This window comes from Inquilinus sp. 2KB_23 (assembly GCF_052115705.1).
GTDB classification, from domain to species: Bacteria; Pseudomonadota; Alphaproteobacteria; order DSM-16000; family Inquilinaceae; genus Inquilinus; species Inquilinus ginsengisoli_A.
In genome coordinates this window covers 241,151-265,943 of the sequence record NZ_JBFRHF010000007.1, presented here as the reverse complement: position 1 = coordinate 265,943, position 24,793 = coordinate 241,151, and the positions used below count along the sequence as shown (strand labels likewise).

Sequence of the window (24,793 nt, the reverse complement as noted above, 5' to 3'; positions counted from 1 at the left end):
CCCGGAGCACGCTCGAGAAGGCGCCAGCGGCCCTCAGGCCACCCGTTCACCCTCGCGCCACACGGAGCGGACGACGGGCACGCCATCGACCAGCCGCACGCGCAACAGGTCGGCGCGCAGCCCCGGTTCGATCCGGCCACGGTCGCCGAGAGACGCAGCGCGGGCGGGGTTGACCGATACCGTCGCCAGCGCCGCCGGCAGGCCGATGCCGGAGTCCGCCCCACCCTTCCCTGCCAGGGTGAAGGCGCCGTGCAGCAGGCTGACCGGGACATAGTCGGAGGACAGGATGTCGACCAGCCCCTCGGCCGCCAGCTCGCCGGCCGAGACGTTGCCGGAGTGGGATCCGCCGCGGACCAGGTTCGGCGCGCCCATCAGGATCTGCAGCCCATGCTGGCGCGCCGCCCGGGCCGCGGCGAGGGTGGTGGGGAATTCCGACACCACCATGCCCAGCGCCGCCGCCTCGGCGACATGGGCCGGGGTCTCGTCGTCATGGCTGGCGATCGGCAGGCCGCGCTCGCGCCCGATCGCGGTCAGGGCGTCGCGGTTGGTCACGCCATAGGTGCGCGACGCCGCGATCCGCGACGCCGTCTGCGCGTCCAGCTGCTCGTCGGTCATGCCGAGCATGCCCTTGTAGATCTCGCGGTACTTGGCCAGGTCGGCGAACTGGCGGTGGCCGGGCGCGTGGTCCATCACCGACATGAAATGCACCAGCGGGTCGTCGCGAAAGGGCTCGAACAGCTCCAGCACATGGGCCTCGGTGACCTCGCAGCGCAGATGCAGGAAATGCTCGGCCCGCAGCATGCCGCCGGCCTGGGCCTGGCGGATGCCGTCGACCATCGGGCGCAGCGTCTCCAGCCGGTCCTCGCCGCTGCGGCCGCCGACCAGCGCCAGGGCGTCGAACACGGTGGTGATGCCGGCCGCCGCCACCTGGGCGTCATGCGCCATCACCGCGGTCACCGCCGGCCAGCGCACGCCGGGCCGCGGCGTGTAGTGCCGCTCGAGATGGTCGGTGTGCAGCTCGACCAGCCCGGGCAGCAGGTAGTCGCCCTCGAAATCGACGGCGCCGGCCGCCCGGGTCGCGCCCTCGTCCAGGCGGGTGATGCGGCCGCCGGCGGCGGCGAGGCTGCCGGTCAGCTCGGCCTCCGCGGTCACGATCCGCGCATTGGCGACGATCAGGTCACCCGCCATGGGTCCGGTCCTTCTTGTTCTTCCGCTTCGGTCTGCCGCGCGCCCGCACGCACTGGCCGGCAACGCCGCCCTGATATGGGCGGCCCCGGCCATGCCGCAAAGGCTGGTGTGCGACTCCGCTTTCGCGGCGCTCTTATGCCCTGACCTTTGCGACGAATTGATGACTGTCGCCCGGCCGCGTCGATTTTGCCTCGGGCCAGACCACCCGTTCGACCCCGGCGAAACGCTGGATGCGCTCGACCTGGCGTTCCAGCCGGGCCTGCCGCGCCTTGCTCGACCGCACCTTCGGCTCCCACCAGAGTCCGGCCACGGCCAGGTCGCCGCTGTCGCGCTTGGCCCGCATGTCGATGCGGCCGACGAAGCGGTCGCCCTCCAGGATCGGGAAGACGTAGTAGCCCCAGCGGCGCTTGGCCTCGGGCACGAAGGCCTCGAAGCGGTAGTCGAAGCCGAACAGCCGCTCCAGCCGCTGGCGGTTGCGGATCACCGGGTCGAAGGGCGACAGCACCCGCAGCACGTCCGGCGCCGGCGCGGCCGCGGCCAGCCGCGCCTCGATGTCGGCGAAGGCGAAGGCCGCGGTGGTCTTGCCGTCCGCGCCCTGGACGTGGACGACGCACAGATCGCCGCGCCGGGCCGCCTGGTCGCACCACTGCTCCGCCTCGCGGATGCTGATCAGGTCCCAGAAGCCGGCGATCTCGCCCGGCCGGGCCGCGCCCAGCCGCTCCAGCGCCGACCGGCAGGCCCAGTCGACCACCTCCTCCGGATCGGGTGCGGCGGCGCGATGGGTCTCGGGGATCACCCGCTCGGTCAGGTCGTAGACCTTCTGGAAGCTCTCGCGCCGCGCCACCGCCAGCACGCCGGTGCGCCACAGGAACTCCAGCGCCATCTTCGACGGCGTCCAGTCCCACCAGCCGCCGGACGGGCGCACCCGCTCCTCCCCGAAGTCGCGGGTCAACAGCGGGCCTTCGGCCGCCACCCGGTCGCGCACCTGGTCCATCACCTTCGGGAAGTCAGGCCCGGCCTCGGCCCACCAGCGGCTGGAGACGAAGCGCTTGTGCTCGTCCGCGAATTTCCGCCCCCAGTAGGGGAAGAAGCGGGTCGGGATCAGCGACGCGTCGTGGGTCCAGTTCTCGAACAGGCCGCGGGTCTTCTCGACCAGCCGCGGCAGCTGGGTCTGGGCATAGCCGTGGCGCCGGGCGAACATGATCATGTGATGCGCCCGCTCGACCGTGTTGATGCTGTCGATCTGGACGAAGCCGATGCGGTCGACCAGCGCCTGGGCGCCGTCCGCCGTCAGCCGGCCCAGCGGCGGGTCGGACAGGGCGTGGAGGTCGAGGAACAGCCGTCGCGCGTCGGCATTGGCGATGGTGAGGGGCGTGGGCTCGGACATGAACGATACGAGAACATGCAAGCCGGGATCGGGCAAGAGGAAAGCCGGAATGCCCCTGTTCCGGGCTGGATGGTTGGCTATAGTCGGGCGACATCGACCAGGATTCTGCCAGTGACCACCGCCATCTCCCTCGAATCGCCGCGGCAGGACGCCGTGCTCGACCTGATCCGCCAGTCGGACGCCTATGCCGCCAGCCTGTACCCCGCCGAAAGCAACCACATGCTGGACCTCGGCGCGCTGGATCGGCCGGCGGTGCGCTTCTTCGTGGCGCGGCGGGACGGGCGGGTGGTCGGCTGCGGCGCGCTGGTGGTGGGCGGCGACGGGCAGGCCGAGCTGAAGCGGATGTTCGTCGACCCGGCCACCCGCGGGCTGAAGGTCGGGCGCGACCTGCTGGCCCGGATCGAGGGCGAGGCCCGAAGCCTCGGCGTGACGCTGATCCAGCTCGAGACCGGCATCCGCCAGCCCGAGGCGATCGGGCTGTACCGCCGCTTCGGCTATCGCGACCGCGGCCCGTTCGGCGATTACGGCCCCGATCCGCTGAGCGTGTTCATGGAGAAGGCCCTGGACTGAAAAAGCCCGGCGGTTGGCGCCGCCGGGCTTTGCAGGTCCGGTTCCGAGAGACGGGCCTATTCCTTGGCCGATTCCTCGGTGAAGAAGCGGCCGATCAGGCCGCCGATGACGCCGCCGACGATCGGCGCGACCCAGAACAGCCAGAGCTGCTGCAGCGACAGCCCCTGGGCGATCAGCGCGACGCCGGTGCTGCGCGCCGGGTTGACCGAGGTGTTGGTGACCGGGATCGAGATCAGGTGGATCAGGGTCAGGGCCAGGCCGATCGCGATCGGCGCGAAGGGCGCCGTCGTCGAATTGCTGACGACGCCGACGATGACGACCAGGAAGACCGCCGTCAGCACCACCTCGGACACCAGGGCGGCGGTCAGGCCGTAGCCGTCGGGCGAACCCGCGCCGTAGCCGTTCAGGGCAAAGCCCTTGGTGATGTCGAAGCCGGCGGTGCCGGAAGCGATGACATAGAGGACGGCGGCGGCGATGACCGCACCGATCACCTGGGCCACGACATAGGGCACGACATCGGTCGCGCTGGTCTTGCCTGCCGCCCACAGGCCGACCGTGACGGCCGGGTTGAAGTGACCACCGGAAATCCGGCCGAGCGCGAAGGCGCCGGTCAGCACCGTCAGGCCGAAGGCCGCGGCGACGCCGCCGAACCCGACGTGCGACCCGGCCAGGACAGCCGTGCCGCAGCCGCCGAGGACGAGCCAGAACGTCCCCAACGCCTCGGCAAGGACTCGCTTGAGCATGGAGTTTCCCCTCCGTTCGATCTCCTACTGCCGCTAGTGGCATGGATGATCGACGGGACAATATATAGTTTTATGTAATTGCACGCAATAAAATGACTTTTAGACAATATGGAGCATTCCTCTCAAGGCCGATTGCAATAGCGGCCGCGACGATGGGCTCGATCCCGGCCATCGCCCCGTGTGCCCTTGGAGAAGTCGGGCGGCAGGACATTGTCGAACGGCGGCCACGCATCGATGTTGTTTCTTGTCCGTTCCGAAGGTCGGAGACCGCATCCTTGTGCGACGGATCCTCTCGGACCTGGACGGTTTCGCGGTGCTGGAACCTCCGGCCGGGTCGGTTGTTGATGCCCACGCGCGACATGGTACCCTATGGCGAAATCCGACCGCCGCCCTGCCCTCCCGCAAGAAGGATGATTCGCGATGACAGGTTCGGGTCTATCGATCGACCGCAACGGACGGGTCGTGACCGGCGCGGACAGCAAGACGACGCAGGCCTCGCCGCTGTCGGCGGAATGGGCGAACGCCATCCAGCAGGCCGCAAAGGCCAAGGGCGTCAGCGTCGACGACCTCGACAAGGACTACTATTTCGTCGCGGTGCAGCCGGGCGGTTCGATCTATGGCATCGGTGAGGAAAGCGGCCTCACGGATCCGGTGATCGCGGCGCAGGTGCTGCCGGCCAATGAGCATCTGGTGCGCCCGGGCCACGGCCAGGATCTGGTCTTCGGCGACCAGGACCCGGCCGGACAGCAGGATGTCGTGCTGCTGCCGAAGACGGCGTTCCAGCAGGATCCCAAGACGCCGGACACTCCGTCGCCCCAGGCCTTCGGCGCGACGCTTCCAGGCATGCCCGAGAAGGACCGCGCGCCCGCGGTCCGGCAGTACATCTCCACGGTGCCGGCCGGCCAGCAGGAGGCGGCGCTGACCACCCTGATCGGGCTGGATTACGGCCAGGGCAACGACGCGATCCGGCGGTCGATCTTCGAAGGATATGTGGATCTCGGGTCGGAGTGGGGCACCAGCAACGACGACAACAAGCCGCAGACGGTGAAGGGGATCGTCGATCCGTTGCTGCGCCACAGCTGGGGCAACGACAAGACCGACGTCGCCATCGACACCATCCTCGCCAAGCTGGCCAAGGAGAAGTACGGCGTCGACGTCGACAAGACCGCCTGGAACCAGAAGGAAGGCAAGGACCCGGACGGCACGCCGTAGGCATCCGGGCAGCCCATCTGACATCACGCGTTTCCACGGCCGGGCCATCGCCGGGACCCGGCCGAAGCGTTGGAAAGGACAAGGATGCCGGAGCCGATCCGCGGCCCGCAGCGGCTTCAGCCCTACCGGCCCCTGACCGGGACCTCGGCGCGCACGGCCGACTTCCAGTCCGCCGTGGCCAAGGCCCGGACCGGACAGCCGGTGCTGCCGCCCGCCGCCACGCCGCTCCCCGCCGCGGCCCCTGCCGCCACGCCGGCGGCCGACACGGCCCCGGTGGTGCCGGTCGTCAGCGACGACCGCCGGCGCAGCATCGACGACTGGGTCGAGCATCATTCCGACGCCAATGGCGGCTTCCTCGGCTTCGGCCAGACCCCGTCGCACGAGCATGTCCGCGAGGCGCTGAAGGGCCATTCGACCGAGCTACGGGGCCTGACCCCGGACGAGCAGCGCTACCTCGTCGACCGCATGCTGGACCGCTGGTCGGACGGCAAGGGCGGCGGGCTGGGCGAGGCCGGCCATCTCGCGGACTCCCTGGGTGACAGCCCGCAATTGCGCGGCGTGGTCGGCGAACGCTTCGCGCTGCGCGCCGCCGCGCTGATGCAGCAGCCCGCCGGCAACGGCTCCGGCGACGATCCGCACAGCAAGGCCCTGGCGCTGGCCCTGGGCACGCTGCAGGCGACCTCCGGCGACCTCAACGAGACGACCTCGACCCTTGCGGCGCTGCGGCAGACCGTCGTCTCGCTGGGCCCGGAGAACGCCGCCCGCTTCATGCAGGCGCTGCAGTCCCGCGGCGGGGCCGACGGCATCCAGGCGATGGCCCGGCAGCGGGTCCTGACCGCGATGAATGACGGCCCGCCAAGCCCGGCCGTCAGCGCCACGGTCCAGGCCGCCTTCGCCGAGGCCACGCCGTTCGACATCGACAAGCGCGACGGCCTGCGGCAGGAGATGGCGCAGGCCCTGGCGCGCGAATGGTTCCCGGACGATCCGGCCCAGCGGGATGCGGAGACCCGGCGGCTCGACGGCATCCTCGGCACCCATCAGGGCCAGGTCCTGCTGTTCGGCAACGGCAATGACGGCAAGATCGGGCTCGACGGCCGGGTCGGCGCCCTGGCCACGATCCGCGCCGACCGCAGCATCACCGCCGACACGCTGAAGCGGACCGAGGATCCCTGGACCAACCCGGCGATCGTCGGCCTGCAGGCGCAGGACAACGCCAAGCAGTACCTCACCGGCCGGGGCGACGCGGCGCAGACGCTGCAGGGCACCGATCTCGACAACACCGTCGGCTACGCCATGGGCTTCCCGCCGGCGGTGCCGAAGGGCATGTCGCCGGAGGAGGCCCAGGCCAAGGTGGCGCAGGGGCAGCTCTCCTACTACGCCGACGGGCCGGGCAAGGACCCGGTCGGCACGGTGGCCAACCAGATCCGCACCATCGGCGGCGCCAACGCCCAGGTCACGGTGCTGCCGATCCAGTATTCCAGCAACGCCTCGGGCCCGGTGCAGCTGCCGCTGTTCCGGGTGCAGACCGCGTCCGGCGACAAGTTCGTCGACAACACCGGGCGCAGCTACCAGGATTTCGAGGACTGGAAGGCCCACAACGAACTACCGCCCGGCGACGTCACCTATCCGACCGACGGCCATCTGACCCTGAAGCCGGACGGCACGGTGGACCTGTCGCACGGCAACACGCCGAAGACGATCGACACCACCTGGGAGGAGGTGAAGAGCGTCTTCGACGGCGCCGCCCTGGTCGGCGGCATCATCGCCGGCGGCATCCTGATCGTCGGCAGCGGCGGCACCGCGACCCCGGTCCTGGTCGGGATCGGCGTCGCGGCCGGGGGCTGGGGCGTGTACCAGACCGGCAGCGAGCTGATCGACCGGTCGCAGCACGGCCAGTCGATCAACCCCTTCACCGATGGCGACGCCCGGATGCTGTGGCTGGGCCTGGCCGCCAACGGCACCGGCATCGCCGCCTTCGCCAGCGCCGGCGCGCTGACCCGCCTGGCCGGCGCCGGGGCGCGGCTGAGCCCGGCGGCGGCCCGGGTGATCGGCACCACCCAGGCGGTGGCCAACACCGCCAATGCCGGCGCCTTCGTCGACATGGGCATCCATCTCGCGGTGAATTGGGGGTCGATGACGCCGGAGCAGCGGGCCCAGGGCCTGCTGACCATGGGCTTCTGGGGCGCCACCATCGGCGTCGGCGCCCGCGCCACCGGATCGCCCGGCGAGATGTTCAACCCGGCGGCGCTGACCCGCCGGCTGACCGCCGCCTATGAGCCGCCGGTGGCGCGGACCAGCGAGCTGGAGGGCGATCGGGTCAGCATCGTGCAGGACCCGAAGACCGGCGCGATCACCATCAAGGCCGGGCAGCAGGCGACCGACGCCGACATCGCCCTGCATCGCGACGTCGCCCGCATGATGGCCCAGGACCGGGGGCTGCAGGGCCTGATCCGGGGCTGGATGGATGAGCCCAAGCCGGGGACCCTGGCCTATTCGGTCAAATACGAGGGCATCAAGCTCGACCGCAAGATCGCCGACCTGCAGCGCCGGCTCGACGACCCCAATCTGACGGCGCAGCAGAAGGACGCGCTGCGCGGCGACATCCAGACCACCCGGGCCTATCTCGACCAGCAGAACGAGGCGCTGGGGCGGATGGTCACCGACCCCACCCAGGCCGACATCGAGGCGCCCAGCACCGGCCAGGCGCGGGCCGAGGAGGTCCAGCCGGGGCTTGGCGACGCGATCGACAACAGCCCCTATGCCGGCCAGGGCTATTACTTCCGGACCACCGGGCCGGAGACCGTGCCCGAGATCGTGCGGACGGATGCCTATGACAGCAGCCATCCGCGGCTGGGCCTGGTGAAGGGCGACGACGGCGTCTACCGCATCCAGGAGGTGACCGAGGGGCACCTGCCGACCTACGCCCCGGCCATCGCCGGCGGCGCCGCACCGAAGATCAGCCTGCCGACGGGGCTGACCCCGGAACAGCAGACGCAGCTCACCTCCGCCCTCGCCGCCCGCGACACCGCGGTCTCGGAGCGCGACGCGGCCACCGACACATCGGTCAAGAACGCCAAGGGCCAGGAGGTGGTGGCGCAGAGCGCCGAGATCGGCGAGCTGGGGGGCATGGCCTATGTGGCGCAGCAATACCCCGGCGCCCGGCTGGAATATGGCGGGCCCGGATCCGGCTCGCGGCCCGGCGACTTCGATCAGGTCTACCGGCAGACGCTTCCGGACGGCAAGATCCGCTTCATCGTGGTCGAGGCCAAGGGCGGCGGCTCGCCGCTCGGCACCAAGCTGGTGAACGGGCAGGTGGAGACGCAGGGCACCGCCGAGTACTTCGCCGCCATCGCCGACAACATGCGCACCAACCTGACCGGCCAGGCGAAGACCACCGGAAAAGAGCTGTTGAACACCTACCGTTACGGCAAGACGCCGGATGGCAAGCCGGCGGAGGTCGTCTATCTCACCGTCCGGACGCCGATCGGCCACGACCCCGTCTCGGGCGCCGCGACGGCGCCGACGGCGACGGCGAAGCAATTCGATCTGGGGACGCGGTGATGGCCGACGGCAGGACCATGGACGGGGACAGCGCCGGCTTCGTGGCCCGGCACCGGCCCGGCCGCGACCGCGGCGCGCTGGCGGAACAGGCGGAGGACCGGGCCGACGAGATCCCGATGCTGCAGGGCAGCCTGGCCGAGCGCCCCGGCAACCTGGTGCCGCTGGCCGACGAAGCCCTGGCCCTGGCCGGGCTGCGCCAGCTGCTCGGGCCAGAGGACGAGGTGCCCTCGCGACTGCGGCTCGGCGCGCGGGCGGCCATGGCCGCGGGCGTGACGGTGACGCCGGCGGGACCGCCGCTCCGGGTCGATCTCGGCCCGCCGGGCCCACCGGGCGCGGTCGAGCTGCCGTGTGGGCGGGAGCGGCCGACGGGGCTGACCCCGCGCCGGCTGGTCCAGGCCTGCCACGCCGCCCTGGCCACCCGCGACCGGATCGCGCTGGACCTGTTCGCGCAGGTGCCGGTCGACCGCATCGCGCGGCAGGCCCCCGCGGCGGAGGAACGGATCTACGGCCTGGCGCACGCCCAGGGACTGCAGGCCCTGCTGCGCGGCGATGCCGCCGGCAACCAGCTGCTGCTGCAGGCGATCCAGGGCTGCAATGATTCCGGACTGGCCCCGGCCGCCCGCGACTATGCCCAATTCCTGGTGTCGCCGGAGATCGAGCTGACCCTGCTGCACCGCGACCCCGATGCGGCGAAGTTCGACACGGCGCTGCGCAACGCCCTGGTGCTGCACCGCCGCTACTGGTCGGAGATGCAGGCCAATCCGGGCGAGCCGCAGGACAGCGACCCCAACGGCTTCATCGCCCTGGGCCCGCTGGCCTGGGCGGCGCTGCGCCGCGATCTGGGCCTGCCGGTCGGGATCCGGTCCGACTACCTGCCGCAGGGCGTGGTCGACGGCACCGCATAGCCCGCATGGAGGCGGCCCGGCCGATCGCTCGGCCGGGCCTTGGGGGTCATCTGAACAAGAGGGTCTGCCGGGAAAGCGGGCCGGACGGTGCGCCCGCGCCGCCCGGCCCGGTCGCGGATCAGGAGCCCTACCGGGCGCCCTCATGCGCGATGGTGTAGCGCTGATGCGCGTTGCTGGTGGTCGCGGCGGCGAGCTGGCGCCAGGTGTGCAGGGCGTCGTCGTAGTTGTCGAACGGCCCCTGCAGGCTGGTGGTGCCGTCGATCGGCCGGTCGAAGCGGGTGTCGGCGTATTCGCCGCCGATGATCCAGAATTTGTTCGGGCGGGTCATGGCATTCCTCCTTCGGGCGCGAATGATCAGTGGAACTGGGCGGCTTCGGTCGAGTCGCCGAGGGCGGTGGTCGAGGCCTTGCCGCCGGAGATGGCGAGGCTGACGGCGTCGAAATAGCCGGTGCCGACCTCGCGCTGGTGCTTGGTGGCGGTGTAGCCATGCGCCTCGGCCGCGAACTCGGCCTGCTGCAGCTCGGAATAGGCCGCCATCTGCCGGTCCTTGTAGCCGCGCGCCAGCTCGAAGGTGGCGAAGTTCAGGCTGTGGAAGCCGGCCAGGGTGATGAACTGGAACTTGTAGCCCATGGCCCCCAGCTCACGCTGGAACTTGGCGATGGTGGCGTCGTCGAGATTGGCCTTCCAGTTGAAGCTGGGCGAGCAGTTGTAGGCCAGGCGCTTGTTCGGGAACTGCTTGTGGATGCCCTCGGCGAAGCGCTTGGCCTGGCCGAGATCGGGCTTCGACGTCTCCATCCACAGCAGGTCGGCATAGGGCGCGAAGGCCAGGCCGCGGGCGATGCAGTATTCCATCCGATTCTCGGGCTTGATCGGATGGAAGCCTTCCTCGGTGCGGGTGCCGCGGTCGATGAAGGGGTGGTCGCGCTCATCGACATCGGTGGTGATCAGCTTGGCGCTTTCGGCGTCGGTGCGGGCCAGCACCAGGGTCGGCACCCCCATCACGTCGGCGGCCAGCCGGGCGGCGTTGAGGGTGCGGATGAAGCTGCGGATCGGCACCAGCACCTTGCCGCCGAGATGGCCGCACTTCTTCTCCGACGCCAGCTGGTCCTCGAAATGCACTCCGGCAGCGCCGGCCTCGATCATCGCCTTCATCAGCTCGAAGGCGTTGAGCGGGCCGCCGAAGCCGGCCTCGGCATCGGCCATGATCGGCGCGAACCAGTGCCGCTTGGCACCGCCCTCGGCATGCTCGATCTGGTCGGCGCGCTGCAGCGTGCGGTTGATCCGGCGCACTGCCTCCGGCACCGAATCCGCCGGGTACAGGCTCTGGTCCGGATACATCTGGCCGGCGGTGTTGGCGTCGGCCGCGACCTGCCAGCCGGAGAGGTAGATCGCTTCCAGCCCGGCGCGGACCTGCTGCATCGCCTGGGTGCCGTTGGTGGCGCCCAGCGCATTGACGAAGTCGCGCTTGTCCAAGAGCTCCCACAACCGCTCGGCGCCGAGCCGGGCCAGCGTGTGCTCGATCCGGACCGATCCGCGCAGCCGCTCGACATCGGCGGGGCTGTAGTCCCGGACGATGCCGTCGAACCGGCCGCTGGCGGTGCGGGTCTCGGTCTGGTTCGGGGAGTCGAGGGGAGCCATCCTGTAAATCCTTTTCATTCTCGTTCGGGGCGGCGCGTCATGGTGCGCTGCGAAGATGAGAATGATGGTGTGTCTGGCCTTGCCTGGGGTCAACGCATCCTTGAGCGTGAAAGGGAAAGGTTGTAAATTTTGTTGACGAATATTTTGTAAATCGGAGAATCCCGATGGCCGCGCGCAAGGCGATGCTGGGGCACAAGATCCGGCGGCTGCGGCGCGACCGCGAGGTCAACCAGGCGCAGCTGGCCGAGCGGCTGGGCATCTCCGCCTCCTACCTCAACCTGATCGAGAGCAACCAGCGGCCGGTCACGGTCGAGATCCTGCTGAAGCTGGGCCAGATCTTCGACCTCGACCTCGCGACCTTCGCCGAGGATGAGGGCGAGCGGCTGGTGGGCGGCCTGAGCGAAGTGTTCGGCGACCCGTTGTTCGCCACGCCGCGGCCGGGCACCGCCGGGCTGAAGCGGCAGGACATCATCGACCTGGCCGCCCAGGCGCCGGCGGCGGCCGAGGCGGTTCTGGCGCTGTACCAGGCCTATCGCGAGGGCCGCGAGACGCTGCGCCTCCTGGCCGAGAAGCAGTCGGCGCCCGACAGCGCCTTCGCCGACACGACCTCCCCGCTGGACGAGGTGCGCGACTGGGTGCAGGCCCATGGCCACCATTTCCCCGAGCTGGAGACGGCGGCGGAGGAGATCTGGCAGGCCGGGGCGATCGAGCCCGGCGCCCTGTTCCCCGGGCTGATCCGCTATCTCGACGAGGAGCTGACGCTGCGGGTCAAGGTGATGCCGGTCGAGGTGATGGGGCCGGTGCGCCGCCGCTACGACCGGCACGGCCGCCGCATCCTGCTGTCCGAGATGCTGCCGCTGCCCAGCCGCAGCTTCCAGCTGGCGGTGCAGATCGCGCTGATCAAGTATCGCGGGCTGCTGGACGAGATGGTGGCGCCGGTCGGCTTCTCCGGCCCCGCGGCGTCGCGGCTGGGCCGCATCATCCTGGCCAACTACCTCGCCGGGGCGGTGATGATGCCGTATGACCGGTTCTGGCGGGCCGCGACCGCGCTGCGCCACGACATCGAGGTGCTGCAGAGCCGGTTCGAGGCCAGCTTCGAGCAGGTCTGCGTCCGCCTGACCACGCTGCAGCGCCAGGGCGCCAAGGGCGTGCCGTTCTTCCTGATCCGCAGCGACAAGGCCGGCAACGTCTCCAAGCGGCTCGGCGCCACCAACTCCGCCTTCGCCCGCATGGGCGGCGCCTGCCCCTTGTGGATCCTGCCCGACGCCTTCCGCTCGCCCGGCCAGGTCCAGACCCAGGTGGCGGAGCTGCCCGACGGCAGCCGCTGGTTCAGCATCGCCCGCACCGTGTCCAAGCCCGGCGCCGGCTTCCGCATGCCGGGGCAGAGCTTCGCCCTGGCGCTGGGCTGCGACATCGCCCAGGCGGCGCAGCTGGTCTATGCCGACGGCATCGACCTGGCTTCCGACGAGGCGGCGGCGCCGATCGGGCTGCATTGCCGGCTGTGCGAACGGCCGGATTGCGACCAGCGCGCCTTCCCGCCGCTCAACCATGTGCTGTCGGTCGACGAGAATCTGCGCGGCGCCACCCCCTATCAATTCACCCCGGCGGGATGAGGCGAAGACGATCCCGGGTCAGGCGGCCCGAAGTTGCTTGCGATTGTTGGGTTTCTCAGATCAAACTCGACACCTGGACTTGATGATCGGAGGGAGCGACCCATGGCGCACAAATTCGAGATCTACAAGGACAAGGCCGGCGAATTCCGGGTCCGGTTCAAATACAATTCGGAAGTGATCTTCTCGACCGAGGGCTATTCCAGCAAGGCCTCGGCCAAGAACGCCATCGAATCGATCAAGAAGAACGGCCCCGACGCGCCGACCGACGACACCACCTCGGCCTGATCCTGGACGACGGGCTCGGCTGCGCCCTGCCGCATGGCTGAGCCCGTATTCCAGACCGTCCTCGGGCCGGACTGGCCGAGGTTGGGCACTTCCATGCGCCTAACGATCACCCATCCCCTGTTCGGCGACCTGTTCCGATATAGCGGGCGCTTTTCCCTGCCACCGGACTCAGGGCGGCACCCGGCCCCAGCATCATTGACCGAACGATCGGTCAAGGATTGGCGGCGCGCCGGTCCCGGCTAGGAAGCGCTGCCTGCTTCGCCCTAGACTGGCCGAACCCGACCGCGCCGCAGGAGCCCCGCATGACCGACCGTCTCAGCCGCCGCACCACCCTGAAGGCCGGCGTCGCCGTCGCCGCGGCCGGGCTGGTCCCCGCCCCGCTGCGCGCCGTGACCACGCCCAAAATCAAGCTGCGGATCCTGGAGACGACGGACCTGCATGTCGCGGTCTTCCCGTACGACTACTACCGCGACAAGGGCGACGACACGATGGGCCTGGCCCGCACCGCCGCGGTGCTGGCCGCCGCCCGGGCCGAGGCCACCAACGCCCTGCTGTTCGACAATGGCGACGTCATCCAGGGCAACCCGATGGGCGACTACATGGCCTATCAGCGCGGGCTGGACGGCGGCGAGGTCCACCCCATCGTCAAGGCGATGAACCTGCTGAGCTACGACTGCGGAACCATGGGCAACCACGAGTTCAACTACGGGCTCGACTATCTCGGCAAGGCGATGATGCAGGGAGCCAACTTCCCGCTGGTCTGCGCCAACCTGCTGAAGCCGGACGGCAGCACCTACCTGCCGCCCTACAAGGTGCTGGAGCGCACGCTGCAGGACGAGGCCGGCGGGCCGCAGCCGGTCAGGATCGGCGTGATCGGCTTCGTGCCGCCGCAGATCATGCAGTGGGACCAGGGCCATCTCGCCGGCCATGTCACCACCACCGACATCGTCGACGCCGCCCGCAAATTCGTGCCCCAGCTGCGCAAGGAGGGCGCCGAGATCGTGGTGGCGCTGTGCCATTCCGGCATCGCCGGCGGCACCCGCGCCGGCGGCGAGGAGAATGCGGCCCTGTTCCTGGCCGAGGTGCCCGGCATCGACGTGATCCTGACCGGCCACCAGCATTTGGTGTTCCCCGGGCCGGATTTCGCCGGCATCGACGGCGTCGACGCCGAGCGCGGCACGCTGCACGGCATCCCGGCGGTAATGGCCGGGTTCTGGGGCAGCCATCTCGGCGTCATCGACCTCGACCTCGAGCATGACGGCACCGCCTGGAGGGTCGCCGGCTTCAAGTCCGAGGCGCGGCCGATCTACGACCGCAAGGACCGCAAGGTGACGCCGCGGGTCGACTCCCGGCCGGACATCCTCGCGGCGGCACAGCCGGAGCACGACGCCACCCTGGCCTATGTCCGCCAGCCGGTGGGCGAGATCACCGCGCCGATCACCAGCTTCTTCTCGCTGGTGGCCGACGACCCGTCGGTGCAGATCGTCTCCCGAGCCCAGCTCTGGTACATCGGCCCGCTGCTGGCCGGCACCGCCGCGGCCGGGCTGCCCTTGCTCTCCGCCGCCGCGCCGTTCAAGGCCGGCGGCCGCGGCGGGCCCGACTACTACACCAGCGTCCCGGCCGGGCCGATCGCGATCAAGAACGTCGCCGACCTCTACCTCTATCCCAACACGGTGCGGGCGGTGCGCGTCTCCGGCGCCATCGTGCGCGAGTGGCTGGAGCGGTCGGCCGGCATCTTCAACCGGATCGACCCGGCGAAGACGGAGGAGCAGCCGCTGATCGACACCAGCTTCCCCTCCTACAATTTCGACGTGATCGACGGCGTCACCTACCGCATCGACCTGTCCCAGGCCTCGCGCTACGACGGCGACGGCAAGCTGGTGGCGCCGGACGCGCACCGCATCACCGACCTGCAGTTCCAGGGCAAGCCGATCGACGAGAAACAGGAGTTCGTGGTCGCCACCAACAACTACCGCGCCGGGGGCGGCGGCAGCTTCCCCGGGCTGGACGGCAAGAACATCGTGATCACGGCGCCGGACACCAACCGCGACGTGCTGGTGCGCTACATCCACGAGCAGGGCCGGATCAACCCGACCGCGGACGGCAACTGGTCCTTCGCGCCGCTGCCGAAGACCGTGGTGGTGACCTTCCCCAGCGCCCCCGCCGCCGCCCAGGCAGTGCCGGCCGGGCTGACCATCGAACCGGCCGGCGACGCCGGCGACGGCTTCGCCAAGTACCGGCTGGTGTTCGGGGGGTAGGCAGCATGCTTGACAACAAGCGCTCCGAATAAAGGCGGCTCCACCGTTGTCATTGGCGGGCTTGACCGGCAATCCAGGGGCTGTCGACAGCCTCTGGATGCCCGGGCGAAGTCCACCGGTCTCAACTTTTAATGTCATTGCCCGGCTTGACCGGGCAATCCAGGGGCCACCAAGAACTGCTCTGGCCGCCCCTGGATGCCACGGTCAAGCCGTGGCATGACAAGTTTGGGTTCAGTCATTGTTCAAAGTGACGAAGGCGTGCGCCTCAAGGCCCGAAGCGTTCGAGTCGCCGCCTCACCTTCGTCGAGATCCACGAACAGCCCCGCCCGGCGCTGATCGATCAGCGACCGGAGGGCCGAGAGTTCCCCGTCACGCATCTCGCTGTCACGCCGCAGCATGTCGAGCCCGCGCTGGAGCAGCGCGCTGAGGCTCGGATACTCCCCGCTGGCGACGAGGCCGCGGGCATAGGCTTCCTGGTCGTCGGTCAGCGAGATCTTGACGGTCATGATCGCCTCCTGCCGTTCAATACTATCAAGCGGCACCGCCCGAAGGCTTGCGGTTTACGGATGGCGTTCCCTGGGTAGGGGCCGCATCCGGTATGATTCACTGGTCAAACTCGGAAGGGAGGCCGCGATGCAGGTCGTTCTGGCCGCGAGGGAGAACCGGCTCGCCGACGCCTGGGAGAAGACCTTCATCGATGTCGCCGAGGTCACCGTCCATCGCGGCTCGATCTTCGATGTCGCCTGCGATGCCGTGGTCAGCCCGGCGAACAGCTATGGCTTCATGGATGGCGGCATCGACGCGCTGTATGTCGACCGCTTCGGCATCGAGGTCCAGACCCGGCTGCGCCGCCTGATCCTGGACCGTCACCATGGCGAGCTGCTGGTGGGGAGCGCCGAGGTGGTCGAGACCGGCAACCTGGCGCAGCCATTCCTGATCGCCGCGCCGACCATGCGGGTGCCGATGGTGCTGGGGCCGGAGACGATCAATCCCTATCTGGCGACCCGCGCCGTGCTGCTGCTGGCGCGGCACGGCGCCTTTCCGACCGGCGAGCCGCTGTCGGACCGGCTGCGCACCATCGCCTTCCCGGGAATGGGCACCGGCGTCGGGCGGGTTCCGGCGGACATCTCTGCCCGGCAGATGCGGATAGCGATCGACGAGGTCCTGCTGGGCCGGCACCAGATGCCGACGAGCTGGGCCGAGGCGAGCGAGCGCCACCAGCTCCTGTACACCGACCGCCCGACGCGGCTGCAGTACTAGGGAGCTGGCCCGACCTCAGTCCATGTGCACCGACACCGCGGGGCCGGCGGCGACCTTGGGCTTGCGCAGCAGGATCAGCATCGGCATCGCCACGATCGCCAGCACCATCAGCAGCTTGAAATCGTCGATATAGGCGATCAGCGAGGCCTGCTGGTTGACCATCTGGTCGAGCATGGCCCGGCCGGTGGTGGTGGCCGGAGACATCATCTGCGGCAGCTGCTGCACCGCCGGGCTGTAGGCGTTGACATGCTCGCCCAGCAGCTGGTGGTTGATCTGGGTGTTGCGGGTCAGCAGCGCGGTGACGATCGAGATGCCGATCGAGCTACCGAGGTTGCGCGACACGCTGTAGATGCCGGCGCCTTCGTCGAGATAAAGCCGCGGCAGGGTCGAGAACGCCATGGTCGAGAGCGGCACGAACACCAGGCCCAGCCCGGCGCCCTGCACCAGCCCGTCGATCATGAAGCCGGTGGTCGAGACGCCCAGGCTGTAGCCGCTCATCCGCCACAGCGACCCGATGATCATGCCGAGGCCCAGCAGCAGCAGGATGCGGGTGTCGACCTTTCCGATCAGGCGGCCGACCACCAGCATCGCCGCCATGGTGCCGATGCCGCGCGGCCCCATCACCAGCCCGGCGGTCACCACTGGATAGCCCAGCATGGTCTGCAGGAACGGCGTCGCCAGGGCCATGATCGAGTAGTAGAGCGACCCGACGATGGCCATCACCACCATCGCCACCACGAAGTTGCGGTCGGCGAACAGCCGCGGCCGGACGAAGGGCGCCTCCGCCGTCAGCAGGTGCACCACGAACATGTAGAAGCCGAGCGCCGCCAGCACGGTCTCGATGATGATCTCGAGCGAGTTGAACCAGTCCTGGTCCTGGCCGCGGTCGAGCATCATCTGCAGCGCGCCGACGCCGAGGCTGAGCAGGCCGAAGCCGAGCCAGTCGAACCGCTTCGAGTCCTGGCGGCCGCTGTCGGGCATGAAGAACAGCATGCCGGACAGCGCCAGGGCGCCGATCGGCACGTTGATGTAGAACACCCAGCGCCAGGAATAATGGTCGGTCAGCCAGCCGCCCAGGACGGGGCCCAGGATCGGCCCGACCATGACGCCGACGCCCCAGATCGCCATGGCTTGGCCGCGCCGTTCCGGCGGGTTGATGTCGATCACCGTGGCCTGGGACAGCGGCACCAGCGGCGCGCCGAACACGCCCTGCAGCAGGCGGAAGCCGACGATCTCGGTCACGTTCTGGGCCAGGCCGCACAGCACCGAGGCGGCGACGAAGCCGACCACCGCGACGATGAACAGGTTCTTGCGGCCGATCCGGCTGACCAGAGCGCCGGTGACCGGCGTCATGATCGCCGCGGCGACGATGTAGGAGGTCAGGACCCAGTTGATCTGGTCCTGGTTGGCGCCGAGGTTGCCCTGCATGTAGGGCAGGGCGATGTTGGCGATGGTGGTGTCCAGCGCCTGCATGATGGTGGCCAGCATCACGCAGGCCGTGATCATCCCGCGATGCGGGACGGATGCACCGGATTCTGGGCTGCTCATCACTGCGCCCCGAAGAGCGAGCCCCCGATGAAGGGCAGGCCGCGCGCATGGCCGGTGTCGATCGAGACCTCGGCGCTCATGCCCGCGCGCAGCTGCGGCTTGTCGGCGGTGTCGACCACGACGCGGACCGGGATGCGCTGGGTGACCTTGACCCAGTTGCCGCTGGAGTTCTGCGGCGGCAGCAGTGAGAACTCGGCGCCGCTGGCGGGGCTGAGGCTTTCGACCTTGCCGGTCCAGGTGACGCCCGGATAGGTGTCGACCGTGACCGTGACCGGCTGCCCGACCGTGACATGGGTCAGGTCGGTCTCGTTCATGTTGGCGTCGATCCACAGCTTGTCGGACCGCACCACGGCCAGCACCGGCGTCCCGGCAGCGACCATGGCACCGGGCAGCACGGCGTCGGCCTTGGCGGCGATGCCGGAGAACGGCGCCTTGACCTGGGTGTGGTCGAGGTCGAGCTGGGCCTGGTCGCGGTCCGACACGGCCTGGGCGTAGGGCGGGTACTTCTCCAGCGGCAGGTTCTCGTCGGCGCCCAGCTTGGCCAGGGTGACGTCGATCTGGGTCTGCGCCACCTGGACGAAGATCGAGGCGGTGGTGAGCAGGATGCGGGAGAGGTCGAGCGCCGACTGGGAGGCGTTGTCGTTCTTGGCCAGGGACGAGGTGCGGTCGTATTCGCGCTGCTCATAGGCCGCGCCGGCCGCGGACACCTGCTGCAGCGCCCGCGCCTGGGACAGGCTGGCCTTGATGCCCTGGTAGTCGAAGTTGGCGCTGCGCATCGCGGCCTCGGCGCGCTGCAGCGCATAGCGCGGCGCCCGGTCGTCGATCCGGAACAGCACCTGCCCGGCCTGGACCGGCTGGTTGGTGGCGACGTCGATGCTGACCAGGCGGCCCGAGATCTCCGGCGCCACCGACACGGTGTCGGCATGGACATAGGCGTTGTCGGTGCCGGCGTAGCGGCCGCCCATGCCATAGAGCACCAGCCCGACCGCCGCGATCACCAGCGGCACGCCAACCAGCAGCACCAGGCGCAGGCCGCGGCGGCGCGGCTTCGCCGGCGGTGGCGCCAGTGTCGGCTGGGGTGTCGGCGCCGGGGCGGAAGCCTGCTGCGGCCGGTCCGAGGTCGGGGTGTTGGTTCCGTCCGGCATGGTCAGTCCTGCCCGGCGGGCTTCGCCGCCGGCTCCTCCGCATCCGTAGCCAGCCTGGCCTTCAGGATCTCGAGATCATGGATCAGCCGGGCCACCACCTCGGGCGGCAGCCGGGCGTTATAATCGTCCTGCCACTGCGCGATCATGACCTCGAGCTGGTCGACGATCGGCCGTGCGGCGGGGCGCAGATGCAGCGAATAGGCGCGGCGGTCGTTCGGGTCGCGCCGGCGCTCGACCCAGCCGCGCGTCTCCATCCGGTCCAGCAGGCCGGTCACGGTCATCTTCTCGACGTCCAGATACTCCGCCAGCCGCGCTTGGGTGATGCCGGGGTGGCGGTCGAGGAAGATCAGCACGCGGTACTGAGGCCGGCTGAGGTCCAGCCCCGCCGCGCGCACCCGCTCCTCGAAGCGGCGGCGCATCAGCTGATCGACGTCCTTGATCACGGTGTAGAGGCTGACGAGCGGCTTGATCTCGCTCATGTGCAAAGCGACCTGACTGTAAGGTACCTTACTGTATGGCGGCTGATCGATTCATGCAAACGGCCCAGCCATGGGCACGACGCAGGGCTGAGCCTCGAAAGTTGCGGGAAAAAAACCGCCTAGCGCAGCCACACCCGCGCGGTGGCGGTGGCGCCGGTGGCGTCGATCACGGTGATCTGCGCCGCGCCGGGGCCCGGCGGCGTCCAGTCCGCGTCGCGCTTCATCGGCGAGGACGGGATCGGCCGGCCGTCGACCATCCACAGGAACGGCCGCCGCCCGCCCGCCGCGACCAGCGAGAGCGAGCCGAAGCGATCGCCGTCGCGCGGCCGTTCGACCGTGACGCCATCGACCGGGAAGGCGATGGCCAGCGGCTCGACCCCGGCCAGCGAGGGCAAGGGCGCCACCACCGCCGCATCGGGCGACAGCCGCTGCAGCCGCGGCGGCAGGTCCTCGACCCGCAGCACCGGCGTGCCCGAGGGCGCCGGGCCGACCACGTCGCGGGCCGGCGGCGGCAGCAGGGCGAAGGCGCGGAACAGCAGCGGCGCCGCGGTGTTGCGGCCGAAGCGGTCGGGGCTGGGCGACCCGTCGGGCCGGCCGACCCAGACGCCGATGGTGTGTTCGGCGTCGAACCCGATCGCCCAGGCGTCGCGGAAACCATAGGAGGTGCCGGTCTTGAAGGCGATGCGGCGACCGTCGCGCATCAGCCCGGGATCGGCCATCGCCACCGGCGGCGGCGCCGAGGCCAGGATGTCGGTGACGTACCAGGCGGCGGAGGCGTCGAGGATGCGCGGGCCGTCCGTGCCCGAGGGCGGCGCGTCGGCGCGCCACACCAGATCAGGCAGGATGCCGCCGCGGGCGATGCCGGCATAGAGCCGCACGAGGTCAAGCAGGGTGGTGCCGCCGCCGCCCAGGGCGATCGGCAGGCTGGGCAGCACCGTGGGGTCGTCGAAGCGCAGCGGGGCGCCCACATTGCGCAGCCGGGCGGCGAAGCGGGCCGGCCCGACATGGTCGAGCATCTGCACCGCCGGGATGTTGAGCGATCGCTGCAGCGCCTCGCGCACCGAGACTTCGCCGGAAAAGCCGGGGTCGAAATTGTTCGGGGCGTAGTCGCCGAACCGCATCGGCAGGTCCAGCACCACCGTCTCGGGCAGGATGATGCGGTCCTCGAACCCCATGCCGTAGATGAAGGGCTTCAGCGCCGACCCCGGCGAGCGCACGGCCCGGGCCAGGTCGATCTGGCCGTCGCGCCGCTCCTCGAAGAAGGTGCCGGAGCCGAGATAGCCGACCACGCGGCCGGTGGCGTTCTCGATCACCACCGCGGCCAGGTTGCTGGTGGCGTCGAGGCCGCGCAGCGACCGGTCCGCCAGCTCCTCCAGCCCGCCCTGCAGACGGCCGTCGATGGTGCTGCGATGGACCTCGCGGCCGCGATCCTCGGCCACCAGCCGCTCGGCCAGATGCGGCGCCCGGAACGGCAGCAGGCGGCGAACGGTCGGCGTCGGCTGCTCGGTCGCCTCCTGCGCCGCCTGGGGGTCGAGCGCGCCGGCCCCGGCGACCCGCAGCAGCACCCGGTCGCGGGCGGCGCGGGCGGCCTTGGGGAAGCGGTCGGGGCGCAGTTTGGTCGGCGACTGCGGCAGCGCCACCAGCAGCGCCGCCTCGCCCGGGGTCAGCAGCGTCGGCTCCTTGCCGAAATAGGCCAGCGAGGCCGCGCGCACGCCTTCGAGATTGCCGCCGAACGGGGCCAGGGTCAGGTAGATGCCGAGGATCTCATCCTTGGAATAATGCGCCTCGAGCTGCAGCGCCCGCGCCATCTCGATCAGCTTCGACCCCAGGGTGCGCGGCCGCGGTTCCAGCAGGCGCACGGTCTGCATGGTCAGGGTCGAGGCGCCGGAGACCACGCCGCCATGCCGGACCATCTGGCCGAAGGCGCGCGCCGTCGCCAGCGGGTCGACGCCGAGATGCCGGCGGAAGCGCCGGTCCTCATAGGCCTGCAGCATGGCGAGGTAGAGCGGCGACACGTCCGCGACCGTGGCCTTGAGGCGCCAGGTGCCGTCATGGGCGGTGAAGGCGCGCAGCAGCTGGCCGTCCTTGTCGAGGACGATGGCCGAGCGGTCGAGATAGCGGTCGAGCACCGGGGGATAGCGGGCATCGAGCCAGAAGGCGGCGCCCACCGCCAGCGCGGCGAGGACCATGCCCGCCGCCGCCCCGATCGCGATCCGTCGCCAGAGTGTCCGTGCCCAGAGTGTCCGCACTGCGCCCATCACCATCCCTCCGCGGCCATTCTAGCGCGGGGCGTGGCGGATTGATGGCTGCCCGTGGGGCAAGTCGACGAAGTTGTAAGTTTGTTTCCAGGCGGGACCCGGCGATGGCGGCCCTGCTGGTCTCGAACCTCGCGATCGTGGCGGGCAACGGGTGCGGCGCCCTGCTTCTGCTGCGGACGCGGCCCGGCTCGCCAGTGGCCTGCCCGGGCTGCGCCTGGACCCGCCTAGGCGGCGGCCGTCACTGCGGCTCGGGGATGGTCAGCGGGCCGCAATCGTCGTCGGCCACGAACACCGCCAGCAGCTCCGCCGAATCCGTCGCGCTGGCGTTCTCGGCGAACATGTGCAGCGCCCCCGGCGGCTCGAACCAGGTGGTGCCGGGGCCGAAGGTGTCGACCGGGCCGCCGGACAGCTGCGACCGGATGGTGCCTTTGACCACGAAGGCGGTGACCGAGCCGGGGTGGCGGTGCGCCGGGGTGTAGCCCCCGGGCGGGAAGGTGACCAGCGCCGTGGTGACCGACTTGCCAGGCACGTTCGGCAGCCTTTCGCAGGATAGCGGCCTGACCGTCGTGGTGGGCCGGGCGGCGGACCCGGATGCGGCGCCTGCGGCCTCCGCCTGCATGTGCATGTGGTCAGCCATCGGCGTTTCGACCGCAAGGCCCGCCGGGCGGATCGACAGGGCGGCCGCCAGCGCCACCACGCCGGCGCCCACGGCCAGCAGCATCACCATGCGCAGGGGCAGCGGGTCGGGTCGCAGGGCGATCATGCCTCGCACTCCGTCACGGCGGCTCATGCCAGGCCCGGCAGCCGGAACCCGGCATCCCAGCCGAGGTCGCGCACCGCCTTGTCCGTCAGCACCGGGCCGCCGGCCTCGGCGATGTTGAAGATGCCCGGCCCCCCCCGGTCGATCGCCAGCCGCGCCGCCCGGGCCGCGGCGTCGACATGCACCGCCCCCGGGCCCTTCGGCGCGTCGACTCCGGTGCCTGGGCCATAGAACTGGCCGTAGCGCAGCACGATGCCCTGCAGCGGCGGCGTGTGCAGCACCTGCACCTCCAGCGCGGCCACGCCCTCGACGCTGATCCGCCGCGGCCCCTCGGCCTGCCGGTCGAGCGGCTGGTCCTCGGCATAGGGCGGCGTGCCCGGGGCATAGGCCCAGGCGATGCTCTGGGCGATCAGCCGCCACGCGCCCGCCTCGCGCGCCGCGGCGACCAGGTTGCGGGTGCCCTCGCTGCGGATCCGCGCATTGCCGGTGACGGCCTCGGCCATGCGGGCGGGGTCGAGGGCGGGCGGCAGGTCGGTGAGCTGGTGGATCACGATCTCCGGCCGCACCGCGGCCATTGCCTGCAGCAGCGCCGGCGCGTCGAAGACGTCGACCACCACCGGGACCGCGCCGGCGGCGCGCAGATCGTCGGCCTTCGCGGCCGAGCGGGTGGTGCCGTGGACCTGGTATCCGGCCTTGAGCAGCAGCGGCAGCAGCCGCCGGCCGATGGCGCCCGTGGCGCCGGCGAGGAAGATCTTGGTCGGCATGGGTGTCATTCCCGGGGAGAGAGCGGCTGGGCGAAGCGCAGCGCCGTCGCGAGCAGCCCGTTGCGGTAGTAGAAGCGGTGGCCGAGGACATTGGTCAGCGGCGTGTCGAGCACCAGCCTGCTGCAGCCCAGCGCCCGCCCCTCCTCGACCAGCCGGGCCATCAGCCGGGCGCCATGGCCGCCGCTGCGCTCGGCCTCGTCGGTGACGAGGTCGTCGACATAGAGATGGACCCCGTGCACCAGGTTGTCCTGGACCCGGAAGCCGGCCAGCGCCACCGGCCGGCCGTCCCGCCACAAGGCAAGCAGGCGATAGCCGGACGCCGCCTGGCGCCGCCACCGCGACACCAGCTCCGCCGCCGTGGCCAGATGCGGCCGCAGCTGCCGCATCAGCGGCCAGCAGGCGGCGACCGCGGCCTCATCCTCCACCAGGCGCAGATCGGCGGTGGGCGGAGGGGCTTCGGAGATGGAGAGCGACATCGCGATAGCCCTTCGGCGGGAACCGGGATAGTATCAGAGCACGAATAATATATAAGAGCTCTTATACCATGGTCAAGAAGACTCCGGGGCCGGCGGTGCCACGCCCGGGCGAGGGCAAGCGCGGCGAGGACGGATACATCGGCTATCTCCTCCGCCAGGCCGGCGGCGCCTATCGGCTGCGGACGGAACGCGCCCTGGCGGACCTGGCGGTGACGCCGCCGCAATTCGCGGTGCTGACCATGCTGGTGGCCTATCCCGGCCTGTCCGGCGCCGACCTGGCACGGCTGGCGGTGCTGACGCCGCAGACGGTCAGCGTCATCGTCGCCAACCTGGAGAAGGCTGGGTCGGTGGTGCGGCAACCGCATCCGGTGCATGGCCGGATCCAGACCCTGGAGGTCACCGAGGGCGGCAAGGCACTGCTGGCTCAGTCCCGCGAGCGCGTCCAGCGGCTGGAGGCGCAGCTTGTCGCCGGGCTGACCGCGGAGGAACAGCGGACCATCCGCCGCTGGCTGGCCGCGGTGGCGGTCGAGGGCGGCGGGGCGGAGCCGTGAGGTAGAGACCCGTTTAGACCGGGATCGTCTGGCGGTGATCGCAAATTTTCTGGTGTGCGGGAATAACGCGGTCTGTCCACCGATCTCATTGACAGCCGGACCAACGCTTCAGCACGGCATCGCGCATCACCGAGCGCTTCCCGCTCATCTGAGAGTTCAAGTTCATCGGCACCGGGACCTCCACCCACCCTG

The 24,793-nt window shown here is 70.4% G+C and carries 22 protein-coding genes; 9 read left to right on the top strand and 13 right to left on the bottom strand.

Annotated features, from left to right (window positions below; genetic code table 11):
- Positions 1 to 33 precede the first annotated feature (33 nt).
- The gene (locus AB4112_RS11845; protein ID WP_441719779.1) at positions 34 to 1,188 is read right to left on the bottom strand and encodes an alpha-D-ribose 1-methylphosphonate 5-triphosphate diphosphatase; all 1,155 of its coding nucleotides are present in this window, start codon (positions 1,186 to 1,188) and stop codon (positions 34 to 36) included.
- A 133-nt stretch (positions 1,189 to 1,321) separates the two neighbouring features.
- Entirely contained in the window at positions 1,322 to 2,575 is a 1,254-nt protein-coding gene (locus AB4112_RS11840; RefSeq protein ID WP_309797795.1) for a winged helix-turn-helix domain-containing protein, read from the bottom strand.
- A gap of 111 nt (positions 2,576 to 2,686) precedes the next feature.
- Between AB4112_RS11840 and AB4112_RS11835 the strand changes: the two genes are divergently transcribed.
- Positions 2,687 to 3,145 carry a GNAT family N-acetyltransferase gene (locus AB4112_RS11835; RefSeq protein WP_309797797.1) on the top strand — a complete coding sequence of 153 codons (459 nt, stop codon included), beginning with the start codon at positions 2,687 to 2,689 and terminating at the stop codon, positions 3,143 to 3,145.
- 56 nt (positions 3,146 to 3,201) lie between these two features.
- Here AB4112_RS11835 and aqpZ read toward each other — a convergent pair whose 3' ends face one another.
- Entirely contained in the window at positions 3,202 to 3,888 is a 687-nt protein-coding gene (aqpZ, locus tag AB4112_RS11830) for an aquaporin Z (RefSeq protein WP_309797799.1), read from the bottom strand.
- Between the two features lie 420 nt (positions 3,889 to 4,308).
- Between aqpZ and AB4112_RS11825 the strand changes: the two genes are divergently transcribed.
- The 3 genes from AB4112_RS11825 to AB4112_RS11815 all read left to right on the top strand — a co-directional run bounded on the left by AB4112_RS11825 (position 4,309) and on the right by AB4112_RS11815 (position 9,566).
- Positions 4,309 to 5,100, top strand: a complete 792-nt coding sequence (locus AB4112_RS11825; RefSeq protein WP_441719775.1) for a hypothetical protein — start codon at positions 4,309 to 4,311, stop codon at positions 5,098 to 5,100.
- Between the two features lie 84 nt (positions 5,101 to 5,184).
- The gene (locus tag AB4112_RS11820; RefSeq protein WP_441719772.1) at positions 5,185 to 8,661 is read left to right on the top strand and encodes a DUF4781 domain-containing protein; all 3,477 of its coding nucleotides are present in this window, start codon (positions 5,185 to 5,187) and stop codon (positions 8,659 to 8,661) included.
- A complete protein-coding gene (locus tag AB4112_RS11815; protein ID WP_441719769.1) occupies positions 8,661 to 9,566 on the top strand; it encodes an immunity 49 family protein in 906 nt (301 codons plus the stop codon). Before AB4112_RS11820 ends, AB4112_RS11815 begins: the two co-directional genes overlap by 1 nt.
- 127 nt (positions 9,567 to 9,693) lie before the next feature.
- Here the strand turns inward: AB4112_RS11815 and AB4112_RS11810 are convergent, their stop codons facing one another.
- Positions 9,694 to 9,894 (bottom strand): DUF4170 domain-containing protein, encoded by a 201-nt coding sequence (locus tag AB4112_RS11810; protein ID WP_309797808.1) that lies wholly within the window; start codon positions 9,892 to 9,894, stop codon positions 9,694 to 9,696.
- A gap of 26 nt (positions 9,895 to 9,920) precedes the next feature.
- Entirely contained in the window at positions 9,921 to 11,204 is a 1,284-nt protein-coding gene (aceA, locus tag AB4112_RS11805; protein ID WP_441719766.1) for an isocitrate lyase, read from the bottom strand.
- A 164-nt stretch (positions 11,205 to 11,368) separates the two neighbouring features.
- Between aceA and AB4112_RS11800 the strand changes: the two genes are divergently transcribed.
- From AB4112_RS11800 to AB4112_RS11790, 3 genes are all read left to right on the top strand, one after another.
- Entirely contained in the window at positions 11,369 to 12,817 is a 1,449-nt protein-coding gene (locus AB4112_RS11800; RefSeq protein WP_441719763.1) for a helix-turn-helix domain-containing protein, read from the top strand.
- Between the two features lie 102 nt (positions 12,818 to 12,919).
- A complete protein-coding gene (locus AB4112_RS11795; protein ID WP_309797814.1) occupies positions 12,920 to 13,102 on the top strand; it encodes a YegP family protein in 183 nt (60 codons plus the stop codon).
- A gap of 302 nt (positions 13,103 to 13,404) precedes the next feature.
- The gene (locus tag AB4112_RS11790) at positions 13,405 to 15,360 is read left to right on the top strand and encodes a bifunctional 2',3'-cyclic-nucleotide 2'-phosphodiesterase/3'-nucleotidase (RefSeq protein ID WP_441719759.1); all 1,956 of its coding nucleotides are present in this window, start codon (positions 13,405 to 13,407) and stop codon (positions 15,358 to 15,360) included.
- Positions 15,361 to 15,602: 242 nt separating this feature from the next.
- On the opposite strand, the gene AB4112_RS11785 is transcribed toward AB4112_RS11790, so the two are convergent.
- Positions 15,603 to 15,866: a ribbon-helix-helix domain-containing protein gene (locus AB4112_RS11785; protein WP_441719756.1), complete on the bottom strand. Its 264-nt coding sequence runs from the start codon at positions 15,864 to 15,866 to the stop codon at positions 15,603 to 15,605.
- Positions 15,867 to 15,993: 127 nt separating this feature from the next.
- Here AB4112_RS11785 and AB4112_RS11780 point away from each other — a divergent pair, with 127 nt between their 5' ends.
- Positions 15,994 to 16,620 carry a macro domain-containing protein gene (locus AB4112_RS11780; protein WP_441719753.1) on the top strand — a complete coding sequence of 209 codons (627 nt, stop codon included), beginning with the start codon at positions 15,994 to 15,996 and terminating at the stop codon, positions 16,618 to 16,620.
- A 15-nt stretch (positions 16,621 to 16,635) separates the two neighbouring features.
- Here AB4112_RS11780 and AB4112_RS11775 read toward each other — a convergent pair whose 3' ends face one another.
- From AB4112_RS11775 to AB4112_RS11745, 7 genes are all read right to left on the bottom strand, one after another.
- Positions 16,636 to 18,126, bottom strand: coding sequence for a DHA2 family efflux MFS transporter permease subunit (locus AB4112_RS11775; RefSeq protein ID WP_309797822.1), 1,491 nt, complete (start codon positions 18,124 to 18,126; stop codon positions 16,636 to 16,638).
- 41 nt (positions 18,127 to 18,167) lie between these two features.
- Positions 18,168 to 19,313: an HlyD family secretion protein gene (locus AB4112_RS11770; RefSeq protein ID WP_309797824.1), complete on the bottom strand. Its 1,146-nt coding sequence runs from the start codon at positions 19,311 to 19,313 to the stop codon at positions 18,168 to 18,170.
- A 2-nt stretch (positions 19,314 to 19,315) separates the two neighbouring features.
- Positions 19,316 to 19,792: a MarR family winged helix-turn-helix transcriptional regulator gene (locus AB4112_RS11765; RefSeq protein WP_309797826.1), complete on the bottom strand. Its 477-nt coding sequence runs from the start codon at positions 19,790 to 19,792 to the stop codon at positions 19,316 to 19,318.
- Positions 19,793 to 19,911: 119 nt separating this feature from the next.
- On the bottom strand, positions 19,912 to 21,981 hold the full coding sequence (gene pbpC, locus AB4112_RS11760) for a penicillin-binding protein 1C (RefSeq protein WP_441719749.1): 2,070 nt from the start codon (positions 21,979 to 21,981) through the stop codon (positions 19,912 to 19,914).
- Positions 21,982 to 22,288: 307 nt separating this feature from the next.
- On the bottom strand, positions 22,289 to 22,813 hold the full coding sequence (locus AB4112_RS11755) for a cupin domain-containing protein (RefSeq protein ID WP_441719746.1): 525 nt from the start codon (positions 22,811 to 22,813) through the stop codon (positions 22,289 to 22,291).
- A gap of 23 nt (positions 22,814 to 22,836) precedes the next feature.
- Complete coding sequence (locus AB4112_RS11750; RefSeq protein WP_441719743.1) at positions 22,837 to 23,574, bottom strand: NAD-dependent epimerase/dehydratase family protein; 738 nt, start codon at positions 23,572 to 23,574, stop codon at positions 22,837 to 22,839.
- A gap of 5 nt (positions 23,575 to 23,579) precedes the next feature.
- On the bottom strand, positions 23,580 to 24,050 hold the full coding sequence (locus AB4112_RS11745; protein WP_441719741.1) for a GNAT family N-acetyltransferase: 471 nt from the start codon (positions 24,048 to 24,050) through the stop codon (positions 23,580 to 23,582).
- Between the two features lie 68 nt (positions 24,051 to 24,118).
- Here AB4112_RS11745 and AB4112_RS11740 point away from each other — a divergent pair, with 68 nt between their 5' ends.
- The gene (locus tag AB4112_RS11740) at positions 24,119 to 24,601 is read left to right on the top strand and encodes a MarR family winged helix-turn-helix transcriptional regulator (RefSeq protein ID WP_309797837.1); all 483 of its coding nucleotides are present in this window, start codon (positions 24,119 to 24,121) and stop codon (positions 24,599 to 24,601) included.
- Positions 24,602 to 24,793 lie beyond the last annotated feature (192 nt).

Coding starts and splice junctions, on each gene's coding strand:
- AB4112_RS11845 (WP_441719779.1), bottom strand. CDS start 1,188: ATGGCGGGTGACCTGATCGTCGCCAATGCGCGGATCGTGACCGCGGAG.
- AB4112_RS11840 (WP_309797795.1), bottom strand. CDS start 2,575: ATGTCCGAGCCCACGCCCCTCACCATCGCCAATGCCGACGCGCGACGG.
- aqpZ (WP_309797799.1), bottom strand. CDS start 3,888: ATGCTCAAGCGAGTCCTTGCCGAGGCGTTGGGGACGTTCTGGCTCGTC.
- AB4112_RS11825 (WP_441719775.1), top strand. CDS start 4,309: ATGACAGGTTCGGGTCTATCGATCGACCGCAACGGACGGGTCGTGACC.
- AB4112_RS11820 (WP_441719772.1), top strand. CDS start 5,185: ATGCCGGAGCCGATCCGCGGCCCGCAGCGGCTTCAGCCCTACCGGCCC.
- AB4112_RS11815 (WP_441719769.1), top strand. CDS start 8,661: ATGGCCGACGGCAGGACCATGGACGGGGACAGCGCCGGCTTCGTGGCC.
- AB4112_RS11810 (WP_309797808.1), bottom strand. CDS start 9,894: ATGACCCGCCCGAACAAATTCTGGATCATCGGCGGCGAATACGCCGAC.
- aceA (WP_441719766.1), bottom strand. CDS start 11,204: ATGGCTCCCCTCGACTCCCCGAACCAGACCGAGACCCGCACCGCCAGC.
- AB4112_RS11800 (WP_441719763.1), top strand. CDS start 11,369: ATGGCCGCGCGCAAGGCGATGCTGGGGCACAAGATCCGGCGGCTGCGG.
- AB4112_RS11795 (WP_309797814.1), top strand. CDS start 12,920: ATGGCGCACAAATTCGAGATCTACAAGGACAAGGCCGGCGAATTCCGG.
- AB4112_RS11790 (WP_441719759.1), top strand. CDS start 13,405: ATGACCGACCGTCTCAGCCGCCGCACCACCCTGAAGGCCGGCGTCGCC.
- AB4112_RS11785 (WP_441719756.1), bottom strand. CDS start 15,866: ATGACCGTCAAGATCTCGCTGACCGACGACCAGGAAGCCTATGCCCGC.
- AB4112_RS11780 (WP_441719753.1), top strand. CDS start 15,994: ATGCAGGTCGTTCTGGCCGCGAGGGAGAACCGGCTCGCCGACGCCTGG.
- AB4112_RS11775 (WP_309797822.1), bottom strand. CDS start 18,126: ATGATCACGGCCTGCGTGATGCTGGCCACCATCATGCAGGCGCTGGAC.
- AB4112_RS11770 (WP_309797824.1), bottom strand. CDS start 19,313: ATGCCGGACGGAACCAACACCCCGACCTCGGACCGGCCGCAGCAGGCT.
- AB4112_RS11765 (WP_309797826.1), bottom strand. CDS start 19,792: ATGAGCGAGATCAAGCCGCTCGTCAGCCTCTACACCGTGATCAAGGAC.
- pbpC (WP_441719749.1), bottom strand. CDS start 21,981: ATGGTCCTCGCCGCGCTGGCGGTGGGCGCCGCCTTCTGGCTCGATGCC.
- AB4112_RS11755 (WP_441719746.1), bottom strand. CDS start 22,813: ATGATCGCCCTGCGACCCGACCCGCTGCCCCTGCGCATGGTGATGCTG.
- AB4112_RS11750 (WP_441719743.1), bottom strand. CDS start 23,574: ATGCCGACCAAGATCTTCCTCGCCGGCGCCACGGGCGCCATCGGCCGG.
- AB4112_RS11745 (WP_441719741.1), bottom strand. CDS start 24,050: ATGTCGCTCTCCATCTCCGAAGCCCCTCCGCCCACCGCCGATCTGCGC.
- AB4112_RS11740 (WP_309797837.1), top strand. CDS start 24,119: ATGGTCAAGAAGACTCCGGGGCCGGCGGTGCCACGCCCGGGCGAGGGC.